Source organism: Streptomyces sp. NPDC032091 (genome assembly GCF_055580265.1).
Map to the genome: position 1 here is coordinate 33885 of NZ_JBVILR010000023.1, position 24253 is coordinate 58137.

Annotated in this window: 22 protein-coding genes; 9 read left to right on the forward strand and 13 right to left on the reverse strand. The window is 72.9% G+C overall.

The genetic code is table 11. The annotated features are described in order from the left end of the window. Positions 1–22 precede the first annotated feature (22 nt). The gene (locus tag ACZ5NJ_RS30075) at positions 23–310 is read right to left on the reverse strand and encodes a hypothetical protein (RefSeq protein WP_468768886.1); all 288 of its coding nucleotides are present in this window, start codon (positions 308–310) and stop codon (positions 23–25) included. Continuing rightward, positions 307–1536, reverse strand: coding sequence for a PP2C family protein-serine/threonine phosphatase (locus tag ACZ5NJ_RS30080; RefSeq protein ID WP_468768887.1), 1230 nt, complete (start codon positions 1534–1536; stop codon positions 307–309). The genes ACZ5NJ_RS30075 and ACZ5NJ_RS30080 overlap by 4 nt, the downstream gene beginning before the upstream one ends. Before the next feature lie 423 nt (positions 1537–1959). Here ACZ5NJ_RS30080 and ACZ5NJ_RS30085 point away from each other — a divergent pair, with 423 nt between their 5' ends. The 4 genes from ACZ5NJ_RS30085 to ACZ5NJ_RS30100 all read left to right on the forward strand — a co-directional run bounded on the left by ACZ5NJ_RS30085 (position 1960) and on the right by ACZ5NJ_RS30100 (position 5652). After that, complete coding sequence (locus ACZ5NJ_RS30085) at positions 1960–3141, forward strand: carboxylate-amine ligase (RefSeq protein ID WP_468768889.1); 1182 nt, start codon at positions 1960–1962, stop codon at positions 3139–3141. Positions 3142–3362: 221 nt separating this feature from the next. Continuing rightward, positions 3363–3998 (forward strand): metal ABC transporter ATP-binding protein, encoded by a 636-nt coding sequence (locus ACZ5NJ_RS30090; protein WP_468768890.1) that lies wholly within the window; start codon positions 3363–3365, stop codon positions 3996–3998. Further along, positions 3995–4870 (forward strand): metal ABC transporter permease, encoded by an 876-nt coding sequence (locus tag ACZ5NJ_RS30095; RefSeq protein ID WP_468768892.1) that lies wholly within the window; start codon positions 3995–3997, stop codon positions 4868–4870. The genes ACZ5NJ_RS30090 and ACZ5NJ_RS30095 overlap by 4 nt, the downstream gene beginning before the upstream one ends. Next, positions 4828–5652 carry a metal ABC transporter solute-binding protein, Zn/Mn family gene (locus ACZ5NJ_RS30100; protein ID WP_468768894.1) on the forward strand — a complete coding sequence of 275 codons (825 nt, stop codon included), beginning with the start codon at positions 4828–4830 and terminating at the stop codon, positions 5650–5652. Before ACZ5NJ_RS30095 ends, ACZ5NJ_RS30100 begins: the two co-directional genes overlap by 43 nt. A 94-nt stretch (positions 5653–5746) precedes the next feature. Here ACZ5NJ_RS30100 and ACZ5NJ_RS30105 read toward each other — a convergent pair whose 3' ends face one another. Genes ACZ5NJ_RS30105 through ACZ5NJ_RS30115 form a run of 3 tightly spaced genes read right to left on the reverse strand, consistent with a single transcriptional unit; the run spans position 5747 to position 9958 of the window. Then, on the reverse strand, positions 5747–6448 hold the full coding sequence (locus ACZ5NJ_RS30105; RefSeq protein ID WP_468768895.1) for a DJ-1/PfpI family protein: 702 nt from the start codon (positions 6446–6448) through the stop codon (positions 5747–5749). 52 nt (positions 6449–6500) lie between these two features. Beyond that, positions 6501–8156 (reverse strand): class I adenylate-forming enzyme family protein, encoded by a 1656-nt coding sequence (locus ACZ5NJ_RS30110; protein WP_468768897.1) that lies wholly within the window; start codon positions 8154–8156, stop codon positions 6501–6503. Next, on the reverse strand, positions 8153–9958 hold the full coding sequence (locus ACZ5NJ_RS30115; RefSeq protein WP_468768898.1) for a CoA transferase: 1806 nt from the start codon (positions 9956–9958) through the stop codon (positions 8153–8155). Before ACZ5NJ_RS30115 ends, ACZ5NJ_RS30110 begins: the two co-directional genes overlap by 4 nt. Positions 9959–10101: 143 nt before the next feature. Here ACZ5NJ_RS30115 and ACZ5NJ_RS30120 point away from each other — a divergent pair, with 143 nt between their 5' ends. Further along, complete coding sequence (locus tag ACZ5NJ_RS30120; RefSeq protein ID WP_468768899.1) at positions 10102–11310, forward strand: acyl-CoA dehydrogenase family protein; 1209 nt, start codon at positions 10102–10104, stop codon at positions 11308–11310. On the opposite strand, the gene ACZ5NJ_RS30125 is transcribed toward ACZ5NJ_RS30120, so the two are convergent. Both ACZ5NJ_RS30125 and ACZ5NJ_RS30130 read right to left on the reverse strand, forming a co-directional pair. Further along, entirely contained in the window at positions 11297–12382 is a 1086-nt protein-coding gene (locus ACZ5NJ_RS30125) for a sugar ABC transporter permease (protein WP_468768901.1), read from the reverse strand. The two genes, ACZ5NJ_RS30120 and ACZ5NJ_RS30125, sit on opposite strands and share 14 nt — an antisense overlap. Beyond that, positions 12379–13581, reverse strand: a complete 1203-nt coding sequence (locus tag ACZ5NJ_RS30130; RefSeq protein WP_468768902.1) for an MFS transporter — start codon at positions 13579–13581, stop codon at positions 12379–12381. The genes ACZ5NJ_RS30125 and ACZ5NJ_RS30130 overlap by 4 nt, the downstream gene beginning before the upstream one ends. A gap of 241 nt (positions 13582–13822) precedes the next feature. On the opposite strand from ACZ5NJ_RS30130, the gene ACZ5NJ_RS30135 reads away from it, so the two are divergent. Together ACZ5NJ_RS30135 and ACZ5NJ_RS30140 are read left to right on the forward strand one after the other, a co-directional pair. Continuing rightward, a complete protein-coding gene (locus ACZ5NJ_RS30135; RefSeq protein ID WP_468768904.1) occupies positions 13823–14515 on the forward strand; it encodes a hypothetical protein in 693 nt (230 codons plus the stop codon). A 147-nt stretch (positions 14516–14662) separates the two neighbouring features. Next, entirely contained in the window at positions 14663–15361 is a 699-nt protein-coding gene (locus tag ACZ5NJ_RS30140) for a sigma-70 family RNA polymerase sigma factor (RefSeq protein ID WP_468768905.1), read from the forward strand. A gap of 89 nt (positions 15362–15450) precedes the next feature. Here the strand turns inward: ACZ5NJ_RS30140 and tsaD are convergent, their stop codons facing one another. After that, positions 15451–16503: a tRNA (adenosine(37)-N6)-threonylcarbamoyltransferase complex transferase subunit TsaD gene (gene tsaD / locus ACZ5NJ_RS30145; RefSeq protein WP_468769004.1), complete on the reverse strand. Its 1053-nt coding sequence runs from the start codon at positions 16501–16503 to the stop codon at positions 15451–15453. A 91-nt stretch (positions 16504–16594) separates the two neighbouring features. Then, complete coding sequence (locus ACZ5NJ_RS30150) at positions 16595–18160, reverse strand: alpha-L-arabinofuranosidase B (RefSeq protein WP_468768906.1); 1566 nt, start codon at positions 18158–18160, stop codon at positions 16595–16597. 376 nt (positions 18161–18536) lie between these two features. Between ACZ5NJ_RS30150 and ACZ5NJ_RS30155 the strand changes: the two genes are divergently transcribed. Beyond that, the gene (locus tag ACZ5NJ_RS30155; protein WP_468768907.1) at positions 18537–18899 is read left to right on the forward strand and encodes a DUF1304 domain-containing protein; all 363 of its coding nucleotides are present in this window, start codon (positions 18537–18539) and stop codon (positions 18897–18899) included. 87 nt (positions 18900–18986) lie between these two features. Then, positions 18987–19400 carry a guanyl-specific ribonuclease gene (locus ACZ5NJ_RS30160; protein ID WP_468768908.1) on the forward strand — a complete coding sequence of 138 codons (414 nt, stop codon included), beginning with the start codon at positions 18987–18989 and terminating at the stop codon, positions 19398–19400. Positions 19401–19463: 63 nt separating this feature from the next. Here ACZ5NJ_RS30160 and ACZ5NJ_RS30165 read toward each other — a convergent pair whose 3' ends face one another. The 4 genes from ACZ5NJ_RS30165 to ACZ5NJ_RS30180 all read right to left on the reverse strand — a co-directional run bounded on the left by ACZ5NJ_RS30165 (position 19464) and on the right by ACZ5NJ_RS30180 (position 24066). After that, positions 19464–20939 carry a non-reducing end alpha-L-arabinofuranosidase family hydrolase gene (locus tag ACZ5NJ_RS30165; protein WP_468768909.1) on the reverse strand — a complete coding sequence of 492 codons (1476 nt, stop codon included), beginning with the start codon at positions 20937–20939 and terminating at the stop codon, positions 19464–19466. Positions 20940–21027: 88 nt separating this feature from the next. Next, entirely contained in the window at positions 21028–21858 is an 831-nt protein-coding gene (locus ACZ5NJ_RS30170) for a carbohydrate ABC transporter permease (protein ID WP_468768911.1), read from the reverse strand. Further along, complete coding sequence (locus ACZ5NJ_RS30175; protein WP_468768912.1) at positions 21855–22769, reverse strand: carbohydrate ABC transporter permease; 915 nt, start codon at positions 22767–22769, stop codon at positions 21855–21857. Before ACZ5NJ_RS30175 ends, ACZ5NJ_RS30170 begins: the two co-directional genes overlap by 4 nt. Before the next feature lie 4 nt (positions 22770–22773). Beyond that, positions 22774–24066: an extracellular solute-binding protein gene (locus ACZ5NJ_RS30180; RefSeq protein WP_468768914.1), complete on the reverse strand. Its 1293-nt coding sequence runs from the start codon at positions 24064–24066 to the stop codon at positions 22774–22776. Positions 24067–24253 lie beyond the last annotated feature (187 nt).

Here is a 24253-nt window from a genome sequence, read left to right on the forward strand (position 1 = left end):
ACTCCGATGCCCGGCGGCGGAGTCAGTCCTGCGGTGCGCGGCGGCAGGCGCTGGCGGCGTCGGCCGCGGGGACGTGTTCGTTGCGCAGGATGCGGTAACACGACCGGAAGGCGCCACCCTCGTGCGAGGCGCCGGCCGTACACGCGTCGTCCACGACCTGGACGTCGGCACTCGGGACCTGCTCCAGGACGTGGTAGTAGCAGCCTCGCGGCGTCGCGCTCGCGCTCGCGGTCGGGGTGAGGGCCGCCGTCCCGCCGAGGGCGAGGGCGAGGCCGCCGGCGACGGCGGTGGCACGCTGGAGCAGGTTCATGACGGTCGGATCTTCCGTTCGATGGATTCGGGGCAAGCCTGGGCGTGGAAGCCGGCCGGTGGGGGCCCGTGCCAGTCCAGGCACAGAACGGTGGCGTCGTCCCGGGGCGGACGTCCGCCGTAGGCGTCGGTGACCGCGCCGACCAGCGTGCGGACCACCTCGCGGGGGTGCTCGGCGGCGGTCTCGCGCAGGAGGCCGGGCAGGTCGACCGTTTCGGCGTCGCGTTCCTGCATTCCGTCGGTGTAGAGCAGGAGGCGGTCACCCGGTTGCAGGTCGAGGTCCTGGACCCGGTAGGTGCCCTGCTGGGCGACGCCGAAGGGCAGGTCCACCGCCAGGCTCGGTTCGGTGACGGCGCCGTCGCGGAGCCGCAGCGGCCACGGATGGCCCGCGTTGACGAGCTGGGCGCGGGTGCCGTCGAGGGCGATGCGCAGGAGCTGCCCGGTGGCGATGCTGCCCCGGCCGTGGTCGAGGAGGGCCTGGTGGAGTTGGCGGGCCTGTTCGGGGAGGTCTTCTCCGGCGCGGCGGGCGCCGCGGGAGGCGTTGACGAGGAGGGTGGCCATCAGGGACGCGCTGACGTCGTGGCCCATCGCGTCGGTGATCGACAGGTGCAGGGTGTACTGGTCGAGGCTGTAGTCATACGTGTCGCCGGCGATCTCGGACGCCGGGACCAGGGCGCCGGCCAGGGTGAACTGGGGTGCTTCGCAGGCCGAGGCGGTCGGCAGGAGCTGGCGCTGGATTTCCGCGGACAGGCTCACCCTGGTGGTGCGGTTGGCCCAGTGGTAGAGGTCGGTGAAACGGCGGTCGGTGACGATGACGTAGGCCAGCGCGTGCGCGGCCTCCTGCACCTGGGCCAGGACGTCCGGTGTGGCGCCGGTGAGGAAGAGTTCCAGGACGCCGATGGTGTCGCCGCGGTTGGTGACCGGCGCGAGGACCCGCTGACCCTGCTCGCCGTCGGGTGCCAGGACCAGGCGCTGGTCACGCAGGACCTCGTCGTAGGCGCTGCTGCCGGCCAGGGGCACCTGCTCGGCCCGGTCCTCCTGCTGCTGGGTGGCCGTGTCGTGGACCCGCAGCAGACGCCGGCCGACGACATCGACGAACAGGAACGACACGTACCGGGCGCCGAACCGGTCGCGCAGATGACGTGCCACCACATCCAGGGAATCGACCGGGGCGGCGGTTTCCGCCGCGGCCAGCACCTGGGCCAGTCCGATCCGGCCGCCTTCCACACCAGCCTCCCGAATCGCCGCTTCTCCTGGCCGTCCGGCCGACACCATCACCACCATCACCACCAGAGGGTCCCGCCATCCTGGCAGCCATCCGCGAGGTCCCATACGCCGACGCCTCCCCGCCGGCCATGGCCCCGACGAGAGCCACGCATCTGCGTCACGATAGGAGGGACACGGCGGCAACACGGCCAGGGCAGGCGCGTACAGCGGAGAGACCATCCGCTTGGCGTCCCTCACCAGGCGCTCGGCGGGTGCGACCGGGCCGACGCTGAGGATTCCATCGGGCAGGGGATGGCCCAGAACCAGCCGTGGTCGGGCAGCGAGTACCGCATCAGTCCCCCAGGTGGCTACGTTGCGCGGCCGCGTCCGAACCGGCCGAACGCCGTCTCCCCCGGCGGCACTGTCCGTGCCACGATGGGGCATGTGACCCGTGACGCGTCGCCGCAGGCGATCCCAGAGGTCCCCGGTACCGCCCCGGCGGTCACATCGCCCCTGGCGGGGTGGGAGAGGAGACCGCTGACGGTCGGCGCGGAGGAGGAGTACCTCCTGGTCGACCCGGTGACACGGGAGCTGCGGCCGGAGGCACCGAAGGTGGTGGCGGAGGCCGCCGGCGAGCTCGGGGACCGGGTGACCACCGAGATCACGGGCTACCAGGTCGAGGTGCGCACCGACCCGCACTCCCGGCTCGACCTGTTCGCCGAGCAGGTGCGCTCGATGCGCGCGGCCGTGGTGCGTGCCGCCGCGCGCCACGGCCTGGGCGTGATCTCCAGCGGCACACCGGTCCTGCCGCATCCGCTCCCGCCCCCGATGACCGAAGGCCTCCGCTACGCCAGGAGCGTCGCCGCGTTCGGCGCCCTGGACGACGAGCAGAGCATCTGCGCCTGCCACATCCACATCGGCGTCCCCGACCCGGAAACGGCCCTCCAGGCCGGCAACCATCTGCGGCACCGGTTACCGGCCCTGATCGCGCTGGCGGCCAACTCCCCCTTCTGGCAGGGCCGGGACACCGGCTACGCGAGCTGGCGCACCATGGCCTGGGCCCGCTGGCCGGCCGCGGGTCCGCCCCCGTACGTCGAGTCGCGGGCCCACTTCGAGAGCCTGGTCGCCGCTCTCACCGCGACCGGAGGCATCCTGGACCGCGGCGGGCTGTACTGGGACGTCCGGCCTTCCCACCACGCACCCACCCTGGAGGTCCGGGTCGCCGACGCCGGCGCCTGCGCGCAGGACACCGTGCTGCTCGCGGCGATCGTCAGGGCCCTGGTCGACACCGCCCTGGCCGACATGGAAGCCGGACGGCCCGCCTTCCGGCCGTCCGCCGAGGTCCTGCGCGCCGCCTGCTGGCGGGCCGCCCGCGACGGCCTGACCGGCGAAGCCGTCGATCTGCGCAGTCACCGTCTCGTCCCCGCGACCGCCGTCGTGGACGACCTGCTGGCGGACGTCCGGCCGTCGCTGCGGCGGCACGGGGACCTGGAGACCGTGACGGCGGGCTGGGCGGCGCTCCGCGCCGCCGGCGGCGGCGCCGACCGCCAACGGGCCGCACACCGGGACCGCGACGACCTCACCGATGTCGTCGACCACCTGATCCGCGCCATGACCGCCGAGTAGGCCCGCGCTCGGGCTTGGGCCGGACGAGTGTCGCGAAGTCCGGGAACCCGACGGCACGTCGCCCCGCCTCCTCATGGGGTGGCGTGGGCGCACCACGTTCGGGGGCGCCCGTCACGAAAGTCGTCGGTCGCGGGAACTGCGGCCCTTCGCCGTCCGACCAGTGGGATGTGGACGGCGGACGCCCGCCGCTCCACAGGGTTCGGAACGACGGAAGGCGTGGGATGGGCGGGCTGGACGTACGCATGAGGGCGGTCGCCTGCCGGCACGGCCGGGTGGAAGCCGTCTCCGACGTGAACCTGGAGATCGCCGCCGGTGAGCGCGTGGCGCTGACCGGGACCAACGGCTCCGGCAAGACCACGTTGCTGCGTGCCGTCCTCGGCCTGCACCGCCAGGTGACGGGATCGATCGCGGTCGGCGGCCGGGAGACCGGATCCCCCGCCGAGTGGGCCTGGCGGCGCCGGGCCTGTGCCTGGATCCCCCAGAAGCCGGCCGCCGGCCGTTTCCCCCTCCTCGGCGCCGAGTTGCTCGCCGGCAGTGCCGCTCCCGAGGACGCCGGGGAAGCCGCCGGTCGGCTGGGGGTCGGGGCTCTGGTCGACCGGCCGCTGCACACCTTGTCCGGCGGACAGTTGCAGCGGATGTACCTCGCCCGAGCCATCGGCTGCGTCGCGGCGGGCGCCCAGGTGCTGCTGGCGGACGAACCCACCGCCGCCCTCGACTTCGACGGTCAGGCGGAGGCGGCGGACGTCCTCGCCTCGCTCCCGGTCACCCTGATCGTCGTCACGCACGACCGTGCCCTCGCGGAGCGCTGCGACCGCGTACTGGAGATGGCCGCGGGCCGGCTGCGGGAGGTCCGGTGACCCCGGTGACCCTCGCCACCGCCGACCTCGGTGCCCTCCTCCAGCTGCTGCCCGTCCAGCGGGCCGGGCTCGCGCTGCTGCTCGCTGCGGTCGGCCTGCCCGTCATCGGGGTGGTCATCGTCGGGCTCGACATCATGCCGGTCCGGTTCGCCATGATGCACGTCGCGCTGCTGGGCATCGCGGTCGGACTGCTGACCGGCCTCGACCCCATGCTGTGCGCGCTCGTCGCCTGTGCCCTGGCGGGAGCCGGAGTCGCTCCGCTCGCCCGGACGTCCGATGGGCTGTCCGGGGCCATGGGCCTGCTGATGAGCCTCGCCATCGCCGCCGCCCTGCTGCTTCTCGCCGTGTCGGGGGTCAACGCCTCCGGGGCCTTCGCCCTGCTGTGGGGGTCGATCCTCTCCGTCGGCACGCCCGACCTCGTCGTGCTCGCAGTGCTGGCCGCGGTCGTACCCGGCCTGTTCTGGTGGCGGCGGCGCGACGTCGGTCTGCTCCTCTACGACCGGGAGCTCGCCCAGTGCTCCGGCGTTCCGGTCCGGGCTCTGACCACGGCGCTGCTGGTGCTCGTCGCGATCGCCGTCGCCGGGGCCATCAAGCTCACCGGGGCCCTCCTCGTCGATGCCCTGACCCTGCTGCCCGCGCTCGCCGCGCGCCGCCTGGGCGGCTCGCTGAAGTCGATCACCCTCTGGGCGGTCGGTATCGGCGTGAGCGTCAACGCGGCCGGGTTCCTGCTGGCCCTGTGGCTGGACTGGCCGCCCGGCCCCGTACTCGTCCTGACGGCGGGGGCAGTCGTCCTCGCCGTCCATTTCCTTCCCGAACGGAGAATCAGCTCATGGCGCGCACCCGCGTCCGCATCACTTCCCTCCTCGCACTGAGCGCGGCACTCGCCCTCGTCACCGGCTGCGGGAGCAGCACCGACCCCGGACCGGCAGCCGACGGCTCCGCGAAGGCGGGCGCTCCGGCCGCGGGGAGGGGCAAGCCCGTGGTGGTCGTGACGACCACCTGGGAGGGCGGGTTCGCCAAGGCCGCGGGAGCCGAGGACGTCAAGGTCATCGTGCCGCAGTCCGTCCACCACGCCCCCGATTACGACCCCAGGCCCTCGGACCTCGCCGCCGTGGCCAAGGCCGACTTCGTGCTGTACGCGCCCTTCGAGCCGTACGCCGCGAAGATCAAGGAGGCGGCCGGGTCGAAGGCGAAGCTGGTGGAGGTCGACCTCGACAACGACCCGGACAAGGTGAAGGCCGAGGTGGACAGGCTGGGCGGTCTCTTCGGCACCCGGGACGCGGCCGCCAGGTGGAAGGCCGGGTTCGACATCGAGTACGCGAAGCTGAACAAGGACGTCCAGGCCGCGTGGCCCGGCGGCAGGAGCCCCTCCGTCGTCACCCAGGTCTTCACGGGCTGGGCGGCGAAGCTCGCGGGCGCCACCACGGTGGGTACCTACGGGCCCGAGGCGGTGACCCCGGCGCAGCTCGCCGAGCTCTCCGCGAAGAAGCCGTCCCTGGTGCTGGACAACGCCCACATGTCGACGGGGACGGTCCTGCCCGACTCGGGCGCCAAGCAGGTCAGGATCGTCAACTACCCGGGTGAGGACCTGGACCTGCTGCCGGTGTACCGCGACGCGGCGGCCGAACTGAGGAAGGCCATGGGCACCTCCTGAGCACCGGCCGCACCGGCCACAGCCGCGCGATGCGGTGGCCGCTGCTCGACGGGGAGGGGCGGGAAGGCGTCTTGCACGCCTTCCCGCCCTGTGCCTAGCGGGACCACACCGTCCCGCGCGCCTCGTATTCGAGCATGGTCTCGATGTTCGTGGCCGTGTCCGGGCCGAGGTGGCGGCGTACGAGCCACAGGGCGAGCTCCAGGCCCGAGGTGATGCCCCCGGCGGTGACGAGGTCGCCGTCGTCCACGACGCGCGCGCCCTTCAACACGCCACCTTGGGCTTCGAGGTCGGGGCGTGCCTTGTGATGGGTGGTGCACGGCCGTCCGCGGGTCAGTCCGGCGGCGGACAGCAGCATGACCCCGGTGCAGAGGGCACTGATGGTCAGGCCCGGGCGGGGCGCCGCCCGCAGCGCGCCCGGGAGGGTGCCGCGCCGGATCTCGGCCCAGACGCCCGGGGCGTCACGGCGGGCGTAGCCGCCCCCCGGTACGACGATCACGTCCGCCTCGTCCGGGGCCCAGCCGTGGTCGACGCGGACCCGGGTGCCGTACGACGCCTGGACGGATCCCGGTCGTGAAGAGGTGACGTAGCGGACCTCCACCGCCCGGTCCGTGAAGAGACGGGCGGCGGAGAAGACCTCGTACGGGGCGGCGAAGTCGAGTTCCTCGACGCCGTCGAACATGACGATGTGGACGCGCAGGGGGCTTCCGTCCCGTGCCCTGGCGGGTCCGGCAGCGAGGCCTGTGGCGCCGACGGCGCCGATCGCGGCCGACGCGCGGAGTAAGCCCCTTCGGTTCATGCGGTGTTCCTGCTTCCTGTGTGTCGGTGCGGCGGTTCTGTGGGGTGGCCGGTCATCCGGCCTGGGCGAGCGGCGCCGGGGCCGTCAGCCGTTCGCGCAGTGCCGCCCGGTCGGGCTTGCCGGCCGCCGTCAGGGGGATCTCGTGGACGCCGAGGAGGCGTTCGGGGTGTTTGTGCCTGTCCAGGCCCCGGGCCGTCAGGTGGTCGGTGAGGGAGCCGAGCGTCAGCGGCCCGGTTCCCCTGGGCACGACGCAGGCTGCCAGGCGTTCGCCCATCAGGGGGTCGGCGAAGCCCACGCACACCACGTCCCGGACCTGCGGGTGGGAGCGGAGTTCGCGCTCGACCTCGGCGGGGCTGATGTTGGCGCCGCCGCGGATGACGATGTCCTTGAGGCGTCCGACGACGTGCAGGACGCTGTCGGCGTCGAGGTAGCCGAGGTCTCCGGTGCGGACCCAGCCGTCGGGGGTGCGGTAGCGGGCGTCCAGGTCGGGGGCGCCCACGTAGCACAGGGGCGTCATGGGGCCCCGGGAGATGATCTCCCCGATGCGGCCGTCGGGGAGCGGTTCGTGGGTCTCCGGGTCGGCGATGCGGATCTCGGCGACCCGGGGGTCGGGATGGCCGGCCACGACGCCCGAGGCATCCGTCGGGGGCACGGTGTTGGTCAGTCCCGTGTGGCAGTTGACGCCGTCGGCGGACCCGTAGAGGTTGACCACCGGGCACCCGAAGGCCTTCGCGGCGGCCGCCGCGGTGCCCTCGTCGAGGGGAGCTCCGCCCAGGACCAGGGCGGTGGGGGCCGGCAGCGTCTCGCCCGTCGCGTCGAGGCGTTCGAGCATCATGCGGACCATGGTGGGCACGCCGAGGACGTGGGTCGGCTCGTGCTCGCGCATCGCCGCGATCGCGGTTTCCGGTGAGAAGTGGTCGAGCAGGACCAGGGTGCCTCCATGGCGGGCCAGGGTGACGGCGGTGCCGTTGGAGCCGAAGGCGGAGGCGAGCGGTACGAGGAAGAGGCAGCGCGGTGGGGTCCCGTCCGGGATGAGGGAGGCGAGGAAGTTTCCGCGTCCGCCGGCCAGCGCGTTGTGCGAGTAGGCGATCATCTTCGGTTCGGCCTCGGAGCCCGAGGAGACCAGGATCCGGGCGGCGCTGTCGGGGTCCGGGCGGGCGGGGACGAAGCCGGTGGGGTCGCAGCGCATGAGGTCCGGCCACGACGCCGTTCCCTCGGGTGCGGTGCCGGGGCCCACGGCGATGACGTGCCGCAGGGCGGGCAGTGCGCGGGAGAGCGTCCGCAGGTCGGCGGCGTGGTGGAACTCGCGGTGCTCGATCGCGGCGATGACGGCGACGGCTTCGGCCCGGCGGAGCAGGCACTCGGCTTCCAGGGTGCCGCGGCCGACGGGGAAGGGCAGGGCGACGGCGCCGAGGGCGGCGAGGGCCAGGTCGGCGATGACGGCGCTCCGGTTGTTGGGCAGTTGCACGCCGACCACGTCGCCCGGGCGTATGCCCAGGCCTCTGAGGCCGGTGGCCAGACATCGCACCTTGCGGTCCAGGGCGGTGTAACAGAGTGCGCCCTTGGCGTCGAGGACGGCGGTGTGGTGCAGGTCGGCGATCTGGCGGGCCCGGAAGAGGCTGTAGAGGTCGAGGTCGGGGCAGGTCCCGTCGACCACCCAGGAGCGGCGGAGTTCGGCGGGCAGCAGGTCGTGCAGGGCGACGGTCACGCGAAGCTCCAGGGGGCGGGAACGGCGGGGGCACCGTGCGCGTCGCGGCTGATCGAGCCGGCGAAGCGGGTGTCGTGGTGCAGGTCGGCGAGGTCGGTGGTGACCTCGGTCGCGGCCAGGCCGCGGCGGCGCAGCAGGGCGAGGGCGTCACCGGTGGACAGTCCGGTGAGGTCGTGGGCGGCGGCAGCGGCGGCGCTGTCGTCGGCGGGGGCGATCCAGCCGTCACCGGTGGGGAGCGGTCGGCGGAAGCCGGCCGGGCGGCGGGGGTTCTTCCCGCGGGCCACCCGCGCCAGGGCGGGAGCGGTGAGGGTGTCGGCCGCACCGAGGAGCGAGGAGTCCACGCGCACGCCCTGTCCGGTGCGCTCCCGCAGCAGCAGTCCGGCGAGCACGGCTTCGGCGCCGTGCAGCCCGCCGAGGACGTCGAGGAGCGTCATCAGGGACGGTGCGGGCGCCTCGCCTTCGGGGCGCACGGCCTCGCCGACGCCGGTGCGGGCCTGGACCATGAAGTCGGTGCCCATCGGGGCGTCTTCGATCCGGTCCGCCCATCCGCCGGTGTACGCGTACACGAGGGCGGGATGGTGCCGCGCGAGGTCATCGGAGTCGAGGCCCAGCTCGGCGGCCTTCCCCGGCGCCCAGTTGTGGAGGAAGACGTCGGCTTCGGCCACCATCTCCTCGAGCCGGCGGCGGTCCGCCCCGGACTTGATGTCGATCTCCACCGCCTTCTTGCCCCGGTTGAGGGCGAGCCAGCGCGCGGAGATCCCCGAGCAGGCCGGGGGCATGCCGCGCAGCGGGTCCCCGCCCGGCGGCTCGATCCGGACGACCTCGGCACCCAGCAGGCCCAGCAGGTGCGCGGCGAGCGGAGCCTGTATGCGGCGGCCCGCCTCCAGCACGGTCAGTCCGGCCAGCGGCCCGTCGGCGGGGGACACGGCGGCCGGCGATGCCGCGTCGGGCTTCCCCCGGTCTGCCGTGTCGAACGGCTGGAACGACCACGGGGCCGCGCCGTCGCCTTCCGCATACCGCTCGGCCAGCGTGCGCAGCACGCACACCTCGGCTCCCGACAGCTCGGCCGCCCGCCGGATCCGGTCCAGCGGGTTCGCCCGGGTCACGGCGTGCAGGGCTTGCGGGAAGGGGGCGCAGGCGGTGGCGTAGCGGAACTGGAAGGGCCGCCAGCCCGCCCGTATCGCATCGGCAGGGGCGTCGAGGTGGCGCCAGAACCCCGCCCACGCACTCGGGTCGAGCGTCTCCAGCTCGAACAGGACACCTTCGGCGGAGGGGAAGGGCGGTCCTCCGGGGGCGAGTTCGGCGGCTTCGGCCTCGTCCGCTCCGGCCGCCGCGAGGTACTGGGAGACGGCGAGGAGCCCGGCCCGGTCCGCGCCGACGGTGACCGGCGACGCGGTGGCTCCGCGGGCCTGGCCGATCAAGCCGGCGAGCAGCCCCTGGACGGCCAGCACGCCGGTGCCGGTCGAGACGTAATCCGCGGCCAGTCCCCGCGGGCTGCCGTCGCGCCGGCCGTGTACGGCCATGACCCCCGTGGCCGCTTGTACGGTCGCCTCGTCGACCAGACCCTTCTCCACGTCACCCCAGGTGACCGTCGCGTGCGCGGGCTCGAAGCCGCCTCCGGTGAGCGTGAGGGCACCGGAGCCTTCCCAGGGTCCGGCCGTGTCCTCCTGAGCTCCGAGCAGCCGCAGGTGGTCTGCGACGACGCTCGTGATCCGCGGGGGCCCCGAGGTGTCGAGGCCCAGTGGGCCGAGGCGCAGGGTGTCGAGCGGCCTGACCGTCTGCGTTCTTGCTGGGGGCGCCATGCCTCTCCTCTCCCGGTGCGGCGGTGCCGTCACCGAGGTCGTTGCCAAACGCGGGAACCCGGGAGCGTGCGCACCCGACCAGTTCCACGGACAGACAGTCGGACAGACGTTCCCAGGAGTTCCCGGGAAGCAGGGAGAGCGCGTTGCCGGTTTCAGGCCTGACGAGGAACGAGCCGCACCCATCGACGGCGCGGATCAAGGAATTGCGGGAGCGGATCGATCGGTTCGTCCGCACGCTGATGATCCCGAGGGAACCGGTGCTCGACGCGGGCGGCCCCCGGGCGGAGGCGGCCATGGCCGAGGTGCAGGACCGCGCCCGCAAGGAGGGCCTGTGGGCCCTGCCCCTGCCCGCCGAACTGGGCGGCGGAGGCCTGCCCTTCTCCCTGTACGCCCAGCTGGCCGAGGCGGAGGGCGCGAGCGACCACGGGCCAGCCGCCCTCGGCTCCGCCCCCCTGCTCGACGTGACGATGCTGGGACGGCACGCCTCGAACGAGGTCCGCGAGAAATACCTGGAACCACTGGTCTCCGGCCGGATCCGCGCCTGCTACGCCATGACCGAGCCGGACGTACCCGGCACCGACCCCTTCCTGACCGCGACCCGGGCCGGCCGGGAGAGGGACGGCACCTGGCGGATCGCCGGCCGCAAGTGGTTCACCTCCGGCGCGGCCGGCGCCGATCTCGTGACCGTCATGGCCCGGACCAGCGGCGCACCCGGCGACCGCGAGGGGCTCTCGCTCCTCCTCGTCCCCACCGACTCCCCCGGCTTCCGCATCGTCCGCGAACTGCCCGTACTCGGTGCGACGGGCCAGTACGAGATCGCACTCGACGACGTCCGGGTGCCGGACCACCACCTGGTGGGCGGTGAAGGCCGGGCACTGGACGTCGCCGGCGAACGGCTGGCCCTCGGCCGCACCCTGCGCTGCCTGAGATGGCTCGGCCAGGCGCAGCGCGCCTTCGACCTCCTGTGTGAACGCGCCGCCACCCACCGCGGCTCCCGCGGCCCGCTCGCCGGCCACCAGCTCGTACAGCAGCACGTCTTCGACGCCCTGCTCGCGCTGCGCACCACCCGCCCCCTGGTCCACGAGGCGGTGGCCCTGGTCGCCGCCGGACAGGACGCCCGTACCGAGGTCGGCCTGGCCAAGGTGGCCGCCGCCCGGATGCTGCAGCAGGTGGCCGACTCCGCCATCCAGGTCCACGGCGCGGCCGGCCTGGGCCCGGACACCCCGCTTCCCGCCCTGTTCCGCGGCGGGCGGGCGGCGCGGATCCTGGACGGTCCGGACGAGCTGCACATCACGTCCGTGGCCAGGAGGGTTCTACGGGGCTACGCCGCCGGGCCCGTCACACCCGGGTGAGGTCGACGAGGCCGTCCAGTGCCGCCAGGCCGAGGGCCAGGAAGAAGTCCCCCCAGACCAGCTCGTGCCGTACGGCGAGACCCTGTGCGGCGTCGTAGCAGCCGTCCAGCAGCATCCCGGCCGGACCCCGGACGCCGTCGCGCGTGAGATGCGCCCCGGCCAGCCGGCTCAGGATCGCCGTGCCCCGGTCCGCGCACGCGGCGGTCCACGGTCCCGGCACACGGGCGAGTTTCAGCAGGGCGACCGCCGTGATCGCGGCTGCCGAGGTGTCGAGCGGCCCGTCCGGGGCGTCGTCCCCGGCCGACGGGATCAGCGGCCCCGCCAGGACGCCGTCCCGCGCCAGCAGCCGCTCGGCCGCTTCCGCCGGCCTCGCCCTGCGGTGCGCGGCGAGCGGCGGCCGCAGGAGGGCGTCGGCCGTCGCGAGGAGCAGCCACGCCCGACCCCGGCTCCACCCGGGCCGTGGTTCCTCGCACGGCAGCCAGGCCCGGGTCGCGCCGTCGAACCGCCAGGCGGGGGCCCGCTCCTCCCCCGCCTCACCGAGGCACAGGTCGAGGTGCCGGCGCAGGTGCGCCGCCGCCCCCGCCACGCCTGCCGGCCCGGCTGTCGCCAGCAGGGGCACCATGCCGGGTACGCCGTCCACGCGGGCCAGCATGCGAGGGCCGCCGAACGCACCGCCCCAGGGCACCATGCCGTGTTCGGGGTCGAGCGCGGCGAGGCAGGCCCGCGCCGCCCGGGCCCGTAGGGCGGCAGCCGCTTCGTCGCCGTCGGCGAGTGCCGTCCCGTACCAGAGGATCAGGCCGCGGGTCGCGGTGTCGGCGTCCGCCCACGGTGCGAGGCGGGCGGTGCATGCGGCGGCGGAACGCCGGTCGGCGTCGTCACCGGTGTGGCGGGCCCTCAGCCACAGCAGGCCGGCCCAGAAACCACCGGCCCACGAGCCGCGCCCGGTCGTCGTCCAGACGCCGTCCTCGGGGGCGGCGTACAGCGGGAAGCGGTCCCCCACCTCCGCCCGGGACCGCGCCACCCGGTCCATCACGGCCGCCAGCGCCTGCTGCGCCCAGTCGTGGGAACTCACGCGCCGCGCTCCCGACGGTCCCGACGGGCCCACAGGAAGGCCACGGCGCCCGCCACCGCGAACTCCGCCGCCACCAGCAGCCAGCCCACCCCGTACCGGCCGCGCTCCGCGAAGGCCCCGAACAGCGACGGACCCACGGCGAATCCCGCGAAGAACCCGGCCGCGACCAGCGCGGAGTCCTGGCCGGCCCGCCCGGCGGCGGCCCGCTGCATGACCAGGACCATGGAGACGGCGTTCCCGGAAACGGCGAACACCCCCACCGCCACGACGCCGAGCCACACCAGCGGACCCGCCACCCGCGCGGCCCCCAGCAGGACGGCCGCCCCCAGAGCGCCGCACGCGAGCCATCCGGGCAGCCGTTCGGCCCGCCCCGGGCGGGCGGCCCTGGACCACCCCACCCGGCCGGCGATCCCGGACACACCGAGGACGGCGACCAGGGCGGCGGCAGCGGTGGGACCCATCCCCAGCCGCTCGGTGCCGTAGAGCGCGACGTACGTGTTGACCGAGGCGATGCCCGCGCCGAGGAAGAGCGAGAACACCGCCAGCCAGGCCACCATGCCCCGGGGCACGAGCGCGGCCCCGGGCGGGGACGGAGGTGGCGGTGCGTCGTCCGGCAGTGACCGCAGCGCCCAGCCGGCCGCCAGCAGGGCCGCGCCGGAAGCCGTCCACACGGCGGCCCGCCAGCCCAGGCCGCCCGCGAGGGCCGCCAGCGGCAGCCCGGCCGCGAACGCGCCCCACTGGACCCCCGACTGCTTCAGACCGGTCACCTCTGCGCGCCGGGCCGGCGGGACGGCGGCCAACACCGCCTTGTTGGTTGCCGGGTTGGCCAGCGCCTGCGGTACGCCGCCCAACGCGACCGCACCCAGCAGCAGACCGGTCCCCGGCGCGGCGCCGATCAGGCCGAGCGCGAGGGCGGAGACCAGCAGCAGGAGCACCAGCGAGCGGCGCGGACCGACCCGGTCCACGATCCGCCCGCCCACGGGCGACAGCACGGCGGCCGTCGCGAAGCCGATCGTGGTGGTCAGCCCCAGCACCGTCGGTGAGATGCCCAAGTCGTCGACCAGGCGTGGTCCCAGCGCCCCCAGCAAGAACAGCTGCAGCATCGAGAACGCCATGGCACTGGTCAGCAGCGCCGTCAGGCGCCGGGCCGCCGGCCCCTCCAACTTGGCCGGATCCAGAGCCCCTTGAGCTGGTGCCACGGAGTTCTCCCCTTCCCGTAGGGTGCACGCATGCGCCGACTGGGAAGGCAGTCGGGTGGCACAGCCCCGGAGTTCCCGCTCTCCTCTGTGCCGTGCGCCACAGCCGACCGACACCCGTCGCGCCACCGGCAGGATGAGGACTTGTCATGAAGTGCGCACCCGCCTGCCCGGTCCCGGATCCCGGTGCGAAGATGAACGCGCCATGACGCCAGGCCACTGTTCCCGAGCCGCACGGGCTGCGATGTTCGCAGTCGTCTGCGTGCTGCTCGCGACGACCGGCCACGTCCTCATGTCGGGCCGGGACGTACCGTGGTGGGCCGCGCTGGCCGCCCTCGCGGCGACGGCGACGGCCGCCTGGGCCACGGCGGACCGCGAACGCGGACTGCTCGCCGTCACCACGGCGACGGTGGCCGTCCAAGCCGTGCTCCACACCGGGTTCACCCTGGCGCAGTCCCTCCTCACCCCGGCCCCCGCCACCCCGCCGGCACCGGGTGCCGCTCCGGCCGGCGACCACGCCCATCACGCGATGCCGTCCATGCGGATGGACGGCATGCGCATGGACGGCATGCACGGCATGGACGGCATGCACGACATGGCGTCCGCGGCATCTTCCGCAGCCGATGCCGTGATGCCCTCCACCGGGCATGACATGGCCGGGATGTCCCCGGTCGGGATGCTCGCCGCGCACCTCCTGGCCGCCCTCCTGTGCGGCCTCTGGCTCGCCTACGCCGAGCAAGCCGCGTTCCGCCTCCTGCGTGCCGTCGCAGGATGGCTGCGGGCACCGCTGTGCCTGGTGTTCGGCCCGTTCGCGCCGATCCCGCACCGGTCGTGCGTCCGCATGCGCCGGACCCGGGACCGGCAGGTCCTGCGCCGCCTGTTCCTCGTCCACGCCATCACCTCGCGGGGTCCTCCGACGGGAACCGCTGTCCTGTGACAGCCGGCTCCCCGAGCGGACGCTGACGGCACGCACCGCGCCGTCGCGCCTCGGGCATCGGCCATGCCCTCCGGCAGGCCGTACCCCTTCATCGGCTTCCGCCCCGCGCGAAGCCGAACTCCCCTTTGCCCTAAGGACCTTGTGGCGATGACCCCTGCCCTGACCGAGCAGCTCCCCACCTCCGGCGAACCGACGCGCCGCCATGCCCCGAACCCGGAGGCCGAGGTGACACGCCTGGCTCTGGAAGCCCGCGACGGCGACCCGGCCAAGGTCGACCGCTTCGTGCGCACCCTGCACCGGGACGTGTGGCGTTATGTGGCGTACCTCAGCGCGGACGCCCAGGCGGCCGATGACCTCACCCAGGACGTCTTCCTGCGCGCGCTCGCGGCGCTCCCCCGGTTCGAGGGCCGCTCCTCGGCCCGCACCTGGCTGCTGTCGATCGCCCGCCGCACCGTCGTCGACAGCGTCCGCCACGCCGCCGCCCGGCCTCGGGTGTCACACCACCAGGACTGGCAGATCGCGGCCGAGCAGGCGCAGCCGCGGGGCGTACCCGGATTCGAGGACGGCGTCGCCCTGGCCGAACTCCTGGCGCTCATCCCGGCCGAACGCCGGGAGGCCTTCGTCCTCACCCAACTCCTCGGCCTGGGTTACGCGGAGGCCGCCGAAGCGGCCGGCATCCCGATCGGCACCGTCCGCTCCCGGGTGGCCCGCGCCCGTACCGACCTCGTCGCGCTCCTGACGGACGCGGACCCCGCGCCTCCCGCCGCAGGACTCCGGCCCACGCCGCGGACGGACCGGCGGGGCCAGGGCGCCGGCGGGCGCCTGGTCGCGGTTTCCCGGGGGTGACCCGCCCGGCGCGGCCCTTCCCCGGCGGCGGATGCCCGCATCACCACCGGGGGAGGGCCGCGTCGCCGAGGACCCTCCTGCCGTGGGGGTCACGGGCGTGCCGGCCGGGACTCCGGGTGCAGGGCCGCGTATTCAAGGGGTGCGGAGGGGTCGATGGACAGGTCCAGCTGTGCCGGTTCGGAGCCGGCGCGTACGAGCAGGTCGCCGACGGCCGCGATCATCGCCCCGTTGTCGGTGCACAGGGTCAGCGGCGGCACCCGGAGCTCGACTCCGGCGGCCGCGCAGCGCTCCTCCGCGAGGGCCCGTACGCGCGAGTTGGCCGCGACGCCTCCCACCACGACCAGCGTCCGCACGTCGTACGCGCGGCAGGCGGCCAGGGCCTTGCGGGTCAGGACGTCGGCGACGGCCTCCTGGAGGGAGGCGGCACCGTCGGCCAGCGGGAGTTCCTCCCCGGACTGCCGGTGCCGCTCCGCCCACCGCGCGGCGGCGGTCTTCAGCCCGGAGAAGGAGAACGCGTACGGGTCGTCGCGCGGGCCGGTCAGCGGCCGCGGGAACGCCACCGCGCACGGGTTGCCCGTACGGGCGGCCCGGTCGATCGCGGGCCCTCCGGGATACGGCAGCCCGAACACGCGGGCCACCTTGTCGAAGCACTCCCCCGCCGCGTCGTCGACGGTGTCACCGAGGTGCAGGATCGGGTCGCGGACGAGGTCCCGCACGAGCAGCAGCGAGGTGTGTCCGCCGGACACGATCAACACCATGCACGGGTTCGGCAGCGGCCCGTGCTCCAGGGTGTCCGCCGCCACGTGCCCGGCCAGGTGGTGGACCCCGTACAGCGGCACCCCGGCCGCGAAGGCGAGCGTCTTCGCCCCGGCCAGACCGACCTGAAGCGCGCCGGAGAGTCCGGGACCGGTGGTGACGGCGACGGCGTCGATGTCGCGCAGGCGCAGCCCTGCCTGGTCGAGGGCCTCCTGGACCACCGGGGGGAACGCCTGGAGGTGCGCGCGGGCGGCGATTTCCGGCACCACCCCGCCGAAGCGGGCGTGCTCGTCCATGCTCGACGCCACGACGTGCGCGAGCAGCCGTCCGCCGGACACGATCCCCGCGCCTGTCTCGTCGCACGACGACTCGATGCCCAGCACCACCGGAGCGCCCACGCCAGCCTCTTTTCGCACACTCTTCGTTCTTGCAAGCTATATGCAACAAGGTACCGGGTGGAGCCGCCTTCGCCGGCCTTCAGCTCCAAGGCTGCTGGACCAGCCAGCTGGTGTCGGCGGCCCAGTCGGTGGCGCTGTCCCAGGCGTTGCTGCCGCCGTTGCTCGCTATGTAGGCCGTGTACGCGTAGTGGCGCAGATACTTGGCGGGGTAGTTGGCGGACTGGAACGAGGCTCCCCGGCCGCTGTTGCCCGGAGTGGGGCAGAAGGTGGCGTCCTGGGCGAAGGTGCCTCCGCCGTCATCCGCGTTCAGGTAGAGCTGGAAGTTGCGGTGGCGCAGGAACCGGCCGGGTACGTCGGCGGACTCGAAGGAGAGGCAGGAGGTGTTGGCCAGGCCGGCGCGGACGGTCCAGGTGGCCGCGGCCTTGGCGGCGGCGGGGCTGGAGGAGTCGAGGGTGGAGAGGACGACCTTGGCGTCGGTGTCGTCGTGGCGGAGGTAGCCGGTGGTGCAGCAGGAGGTGGTGGCCCGCAGGGAGATCCGCGCGCCCGGGGTGAGGGAGCCGGGCGTGCCGGTCGGGGCGCTGCTGTAGCCGGCTGCGGCGATGTTGGCCTGGACGGCGTTCTCGGTGGCGTCGGAGGGGTATCCCGAGGTCATCACGCCTTCATAGAAGGTGCCCGCGCTCCCGTTGCTGTTGTCACCGCCGATGCCGAGGATGATCGCGCCCTGCTTCTTCATCGGGTTGTAGCCGGCCACGTTGGGGCGCACACCGCTGTAGTAGGTGGACAGGCTGCCCGCCTGGGCGTTGCCGCCGCGGATGGCCCACTGGTTGGGGCCGCCCTTGACGAGGGCCGTCTGGAACCGGTTGGCGATGCTCGGATCGCTGGCGTTGTAGCCGCGGTTGACGCCGGAGAACAGGCCGTTCTCCAGGTCGGCCATGACCCAGGGGCCGGCGCCGCTGCCGTAGCCCCAGCCCTTGTTGTCGCCGAAGTAGATGGCTTCCATGGTGCCGTTGCCGTCGTCGTTTCCGGTGGTCTCGGCGTTGCCGTAGTCGAAGCAGCAGCCGCCGTTGAAGTGGGTGCCGTCCAGCACCGCGTACATGCCCTCCGGCTGGTCTCCGGTCGCGATGCCGGTGGTGTGGTTGTTCCGGTAGCCGGTGCCGGGGGCCACATAGACGCCGTACGCCTTGTGGCCGGCGAGGGTGACCGGCGCCTCGACGGCGTTGGCCAGGTTGTCGCTGCCGCCCGCGGCCGGGCCGGGGAAGTGGCCCCGGGGGGCCTGGGTGAGGTGGTTGCCCTTGCCGGTCTGGTCGTACAGGGCGGTGATGACGCAGCTGGTGCCGGTACAGAACGCGTCCTGCGCCGCCGCGTCGGCGTAACCGCCGCTGCCCAGTGGGCCGATGTCCTCGACCGCGTTGTCGGAGGCCCGCCTCACCTGGTAGAGCGGGCCGCCGTACGCCGCGTACAGGGCCCGGGTGGTGCTGTGGGCGGCCACGCAGGGAGTGGCGCCCGCGGCGTAGATGTCACAGGGGCCCTGGGTGACGGCCTGCGAGGGGCCGGTCGCGGCCACGAGCAGCCCGGCGGCGAGGACTGCGGCGGAGCAGGCCGCGCGCACGGCGCGCCAGCCCTTGCGGGTCCGTGGTCCGGTCATGGTGATCTCCTTCAGGGAGGTGGGGCGGAACCGGCGCGTCCCGGGTACGGGACGGTGCCGGGGCGGTGGCGCTCCTTCGCCGAACGGAGGAAGGGCCTCCTCGCCTTCTTGTTAGCGCTAACAATTCGCATCGAGCGACGGGCGCAGAATGACGACCTGAGAGACCCTCACTATCGCCAGCGCCCCGAAGCACCGTCAAGGACCGTGCACGGAAGTATCCCGCTGCCGCATGCGCACACCCGGTACGCTCACACGCGATCCTTGTGAGCGCTCACACTCACCAGGGCGGCAATGGCCCGCCCGACCGCCTCCGGCGCTCCCTGCGACCCTGCCACCGGCGTGGACGCGGCGGCGGGGCTGTGCGAGCCTGGGCCCCATGTCGATCACCGCCACCGTCGCGGTCCTGCTCATCGCAGCCGTGCACGTCTACATCATGGTCCTGGAGATGTTCCTGTGGACCGGCCCGAGGGCCCGGGCCGCCTTCGGGACCACCCCCGCGTTCGCCGCCGAGACGAAGACGCTCGCGGCCAACCAGGGGCTCTACAACGGATTCCTCGCCGCGGGCCTGGTGTGGGGTGCCGTCGCGTCCGATCCGGTGGGTTTCCAGGCGAAGGTGTTCTTCCTGGCGTGCGTGGCCGTGGCCGGAGCGTACGGTGCCGCCACGGCCAGCCGGAAGATCCTTTTCGTCCAGACCGTGCCGGCCCTCGTCGCGCTGGCCCTGGTGCTGGCGGCCCGGTGACGACCGGGGGACGTCGGGCCAACTAGTAGAAAAATTAAGGGACTTGGCATTGACGGGGCTTGCTCTACGCGCGTCATCATGGGCCGCATGAGGATTCCCCCACGCATCGCGGCCTTCGGTGGAGCCACCGCCGTCGCCGCCACTCTCCTCGCGGGACCGGCCGCCCACGCCGCCCCCGCGTCCGTCACCTCCACGGCCTCCGCCGCCGTGAAGGCCGTCGGCAGCGTCTGCTACTCCGCGCTGCCTTCCCAGGCACACACCACGCTGACCCTCATAGACCAGGGCGGCCCGTTCCCCTATCCCCAGGACGGCGTCGTCTTCCAGAACCGCGAGCGTCTCCTGCCCGCGCACACCGCCGGCTACTACCACGAGTACACGGTGATCACCCCGGGCTCGCCGACCCGGGGGGCGCGCCGGATCATCACGGGGCAGGCGGCGCACGAGGACTACTACACCGCCGACCACTACGCCTCGTTCCGCCGGGTGGTCTTCGGCTGCTGAACGCCGGACGTCGCACGCAGGCGGGCCCGCCCGGGAAGTCCGGGCGGGCCCGCCACCGCGATGTCAGCGCTGCAGTGTCAGCAGGCCCGGCCTGTAGGGCCACAGGCCGTAGTCGCCGCCCACCCTGGGGTCGCGCCCCTGGTAGAGGAACTGCAGGTTGCAGGGATCGACGGTGAAGGTCTGGTCGGCGCTGGTGCGGATCAGTTCGCCGTGGCTGATGTCGTTCGTCCAGCCGGCGCCGCTGTTGGCCTTGCCGGCGAAGGGGTTGCCCTCGGTCGCGGCCTGGGGGGTCCAGGAGCCGTCCAGGCTGGTGGCCGTGAACGAGCGGAAGTAGCGGCCCTGCGCGCCGATCGCCTCGACGATCATGAGGTACCGATTCTGGCCTTGGAGCTTGTAGACCTGCGGCGCCTCGAACAGGTTGTCCGTCGTGTCGCTCATGACCACGGTCGAGGTCGTGCCGAAACTGCCCGGGAAGTTCCCGATCGGCATGCCGGCCCGGTAGATCCTGCCGTTGTCACCGGCGAAGAACAGGTACATGTCCGTCCCGTCGCCGATGAGCGTCTGGTCGATGGGTCCGGTTCCGGTGCCGGCGATGCTTCCGGAGAAGAGCTCCTGCTCCGCCGACCAGCCGTTCGGGTTGGTGGGGTCGGTCGACGTCCGGTAGGAGAAGGCGGTCCTGCCCCACTGGTAGGCCAGCACCCAGATGTTCTTCGGCGCGAAGTAGAAGAGCGTGGGCGCGACCGCGGAGGAGGACATCCCGTTCTGGGCGGCGGAGGCCATGTCCGGCCAGTTGGTGAAGAGGCCGAAGTTCATCGAGCCCCAGTTCGCCCCCGTGTCGTGCGTGGTCGCGTAGACGAGCTGCCGGCCGTTGTAGGGGGCGACGGTGAAGTCCTTGAGCGAGGCCCACCCCGGCTTGGGTTGCGCCAGCGGGCCGGTCGACGTCCAGCGGTACGACGACGGGAGGGCGCAGGTGCCGGGGGTGGTGCCGCCGACCCGGACGAGCTGCCACTGCTGGTTGGTGCCGCCCCAGTCGTCGTACTGGACGACGTTCGCGTTGTCCGCGGTGGAGCCGCCCTGCACTTCGAGGGCCTTGCCGCTGTGGCGCGCGACGAGCCGCACGTAGCCGTCGGGGCTGTCGGCGAGCCGCCACTGCTGGTTGGTGGCGTTCGCGTCGGTCCACTGGACGATCGGGGCGCCGTTCGCGGTGGACCTGTTCTGGACGTCCAGCACCTTGCCGGAGTGCCGGGACGTGATGCGGTAGTAGCCGCCGCCGGAGTCGACGAACCGCCACTGCTGCTGGTTCTGGTCGTTCCTGGTCCACTGGGTGATGCGGGCCCCGTCGCCCGTGGCCAGGTTGTAGACGTCCAGGGCCTTGCCGCTGTTGCGGTTGACCAGCACGTACGAGGCGTCGGGGTCGACGGCCGTCGCCGCCGCGCCGGCGGGCTGCGCGCCGAGGAACGCGGCCAAGAGCAGCAAGGGCGCCAGCAGGGCGAGCAGACGTCGTGTGAGGCGGGCTGGGGACGGAGGGCGAAGCCGCATCGGAGAGCTCCTTCGGGGTGGGGGTGCGAGGGGGTTGTTAGCGCTAACAATTTTGGGGTGGCCAGTACGCCCGTCCCGTGCGGACGGGTCAGCCTTTGGTGGCGCCCGCGGTGAGGCCGCCGATCAGCTGCCGCTCGGCGACGGCGTAGAACGCGAGGGCGGGGACCATGGCGAGCACGATGTAGGCGAGGACGAGCGCGTAGTCGGTCGAGTACTGGCCCTGGAACTGCTGGACTCCGACCGGGACCGTCTGCCAGGTCGGGCTGTCGAACACCAGCAGCGGCAGGAAGAAGTTGTTCCAGCTCGCGACGATCGCCAGCACGGACACCGTGCCGAGCGCCGGGCGTGCCATCGGCAGCAGGATCCGCCAGAAGAAGCGGAACGGGCCGCAGCCGTCCATGACGGCCGCTTCCTCGACCTCCGCCGGGATGGTCCGGAAGAAGCCGCGCAGGATCACGATCGTCGTGGGGAGCCCGAAGGCCGCCTGCGGGAGGATCACCCCGAGCGGGTTGTCGAGCAGGCCGAAGGTCCGCAGCAGCAGGAACAACGGCAGGACGGCCACCGAGAACGGGAACATCAGCCCGACCGTGAACAGCGTGTAGAAGAGCTCCCTGCCCCGGAAGGCGTAGCGGGCCAGCACGTACGCCGCCATCGCGGAGGCCGCCACCGTGCAGCACGTCGTGCCGATGGCGATGCCCGCGCTGTTGGCGACCTGCCGCCAGAACATGGCGTCGCCGAGAATGCCGGTGTAGTTGCCGGCCTTCCACCGCTCGGGCAGCCCGAACGGGTTGGTCGTCAGCTCGCCGGTGCTCTTGAACCCGGAGACGACCGCGTAGAGGAGTGGCGCGGCGACGAACGCGCCGATCAGCCAGACCACGGCGTGCAGGGACAGGCCTCGTGCCGTCCTGCGGGCGTTCACCGGCCGCCTCCCGAGGTGACGGCCCCGCGCAGGTCCCGGCGGAGCACGTAACGCTGGTAGAAGAGGGAGAAGATCAGGCAGATCATGAACAGCACCACGCTGATCGCACTGGCGTAGCCGACCTGGTGGCGCTTGAACCCGAACTGGAACATCGAGATCGCCATCGTCTCGGAGGAGTGGTTGGGTCCGCCCGCGGTCATGACCCACACGAGGTCGAAGAGCTGGATGGCCCCGATGATCGAAAGGAAGGCGCTGATCCGGATCGTCGGGCCGAGCAGCGGCAGCGTCACGTGCCGCAAGCGCTGCCAGGGGCCGGCGCCGTCGAGGGAAGCGGCCTCCAGGACCTCGCCGGGGATGCTCTGCAGTCCGGCGAGGAAGAGCATCATGTGGAAGCCGAAGTACTTCCAGGTCATGACCACGAACAGGGTCGGCACGACCGTCGAGGGATCGGCGAGCCACCTCCCCCGCAGCCCCTCCAGGCCGAAGGCTCCGGCGAGGTGGTCGGCCATGCCGGCACCGGGGAGGAAGATCATCGTGAAGAGGACCGCCGTGACCACCTCGGACAGGATGTACGGCGCGAAGAACAGCATCCGGTAGACGGCCCGCCCGCGCAGCCTCTGGTTGAGGAGGACGGCGGTGAACAGCGCGAAGGGCAACTGCACCGTGACCGACAGGACGATCAGGTACAGCCCGCGCTCCAGGTCACCGAGGAAGACCTGGTCGTGGAACAGACGGGCGTAGTTCCCCCACCCGACGAAGTCGTCCATGGGGCCGGTCCCGCTCCACTTGAAGAGGCCCGTGTAGACGGCGACGGCGATCGGGGCGAGGACGAAGACGAGGAAGAGGACCAGAGCCGGGACCAGGAACCAGGCCACCGCGGCCCAGCTCCGCACACCGCGCGGGATGGACACGGCGTCAGGCACCCTTCGCTGCCTCGGTGATCGCCGTGGTGACCTGCTCAGGGGTCTTCCTGCCCGCGATGAGGTCGGCCACGCTGTCGTTGACCTCCTGGCCGACCGCCGGTGGGTAGGCCTGGTCGAGGAAGAGCTGGAAACCCGTCGCCCCGGCCAGGGTGTCGGCCACCGCCCTGCGGTTGGCGTCGGTGATCGCGCTCTGCGCGCCTTTGACCACCGGCAGGTAGCCGTTGGAGGCCAGCAGCCTGGACTGGTTCTCCAGGACGAAGAACTTCAGGAAGTCCAGCGCCTCCTTCGGGGCGCCCTTGCGCAGCGCGAAACCGCCGCCGCCGCCGAGCACCTCGGTGACCTGGCCCGCGCCGCCGTCGACCGTCGGGAAGGGAAAGAAGCCCAGGTCCGCTCCGAGGTCCGCGCCCGCGTCCTTCTGGACCGACGGCGCCCACTGGCCCATCAGCTCCATGGCCGCCTTGCCGTTGCCCATGGTCGCGGCCTGGCCGCCGGGAGTGGAGTAGCCGGCGCCGAGGAAGCCCGGCTGGAACGGCTGGAGGTCGACGAGTTCCTTGAGGTGGCCGCCCGCCCGGACGAAGCCCGCGCCGGTGAAGTCCTTGGCGGCGGCGGCCTGCCCCAGGGCGGGGAGTCCCGCGACGCGCATCGCCAGGTAGGCCCAGTAGAAGTGGCCCGGCCATTTCTCCTTGCCCGCGAGGGCGATCGGTGTGACGCCCGCCGCCTTGAGCTTCCTGACGTCTTCGAGGAGCTCGGCCCAGGTGGCCGGCGGAGCGGTGATGCCGGCCTTGGCGAAGAGCTTCTTGTTGTACCAGAAGCCCACCATGCCGACGTCGTAGGGCACCGCGTAGGTCCGGCCCTCGAAGCGGTAGGCCTGCAGGGAGACCGGGGTGAGGTCGGAGGCCCAGCCGAACGCGTCGGTGAGGTCCTCGACCAGTCCCGCGTCGACCTGCTGCCGCAGCACGCCGCCGCCCCAGGTCTGGAAGACGTCGGGGAGCCTTCCCGACGAAGTGACGGCCGCGAGCTTGGACTTGAACGCCTCGTTCTCCAACGAGGTCGTCTTGATCACGATGTTCGGGTGGGCGGCCGTGAACGCCGTGGACAGCTGCGGGAACAGGGACTTGCCCGGTTCCGTGGTGGCGATGTTCCACCAGGCGAAGGCCACTTTGCCGTCGAGCGCCGACACCGGACCCGAGCCGCCGTCGCCGCAGGCCGCGGTGAGTGAGGCCGACAGAACGGTCAGGCCCGAGAGCGCGAGGAAGCGTCGTCGACTCGGGGGTGTGCTCGCCATAGGACCTCCGGGGTGAGGAAAGCCGGTTCGAGTTCGAAATGTTTCGTAACTTTCTCGAATTCGCGCTGCCACAAACTAGGAACGTGAAGCCCTCTGGTCAAGCCTTCTGTCCGAATCGCCTTTCAGAGAAGCCCACTTACTGCTTGACAATCGGGTCGTGCCAACCGGAAACTCCTCGAAAGTTTGC

Excerpts from the sequence above, each read along its gene's own strand:
- ACZ5NJ_RS30180 (WP_468768914.1), bottom strand. The coding sequence starts at position 24,066 with ATGGCGAGCACACCCCCGAGTCGACGACGCTTCCTCGCGCTCTCGGGC.
- ACZ5NJ_RS30165 (WP_468768909.1), bottom strand. The coding sequence starts at position 20,939 with ATGCGGCTTCGCCCTCCGTCCCCAGCCCGCCTCACACGACGTCTGCTC.
- ACZ5NJ_RS30105 (WP_468768895.1), bottom strand. The coding sequence starts at position 6,448 with ATGAACCGAAGGGGCTTACTCCGCGCGTCGGCCGCGATCGGCGCCGTC.
- ACZ5NJ_RS30100 (WP_468768894.1), top strand. The coding sequence starts at position 4,828 with ATGGCGCGCACCCGCGTCCGCATCACTTCCCTCCTCGCACTGAGCGCG.
- ACZ5NJ_RS30075 (WP_468768886.1), bottom strand. The coding sequence starts at position 310 with ATGAACCTGCTCCAGCGTGCCACCGCCGTCGCCGGCGGCCTCGCCCTC.
- ACZ5NJ_RS30115 (WP_468768898.1), bottom strand. The coding sequence starts at position 9,958 with ATGGCGCCCCCAGCAAGAACGCAGACGGTCAGGCCGCTCGACACCCTG.
- ACZ5NJ_RS30155 (WP_468768907.1), top strand. The coding sequence starts at position 18,537 with ATGTCGATCACCGCCACCGTCGCGGTCCTGCTCATCGCAGCCGTGCAC.
- ACZ5NJ_RS30140 (WP_468768905.1), top strand. The coding sequence starts at position 14,663 with ATGACCCCTGCCCTGACCGAGCAGCTCCCCACCTCCGGCGAACCGACG.
- ACZ5NJ_RS30150 (WP_468768906.1), bottom strand. The coding sequence starts at position 18,160 with ATGACCGGACCACGGACCCGCAAGGGCTGGCGCGCCGTGCGCGCGGCC.
- ACZ5NJ_RS30160 (WP_468768908.1), top strand. The coding sequence starts at position 18,987 with ATGAGGATTCCCCCACGCATCGCGGCCTTCGGTGGAGCCACCGCCGTC.
- ACZ5NJ_RS30090 (WP_468768890.1), top strand. The coding sequence starts at position 3,363 with ATGGGCGGGCTGGACGTACGCATGAGGGCGGTCGCCTGCCGGCACGGC.
- ACZ5NJ_RS30135 (WP_468768904.1), top strand. The coding sequence starts at position 13,823 with ATGTTCGCAGTCGTCTGCGTGCTGCTCGCGACGACCGGCCACGTCCTC.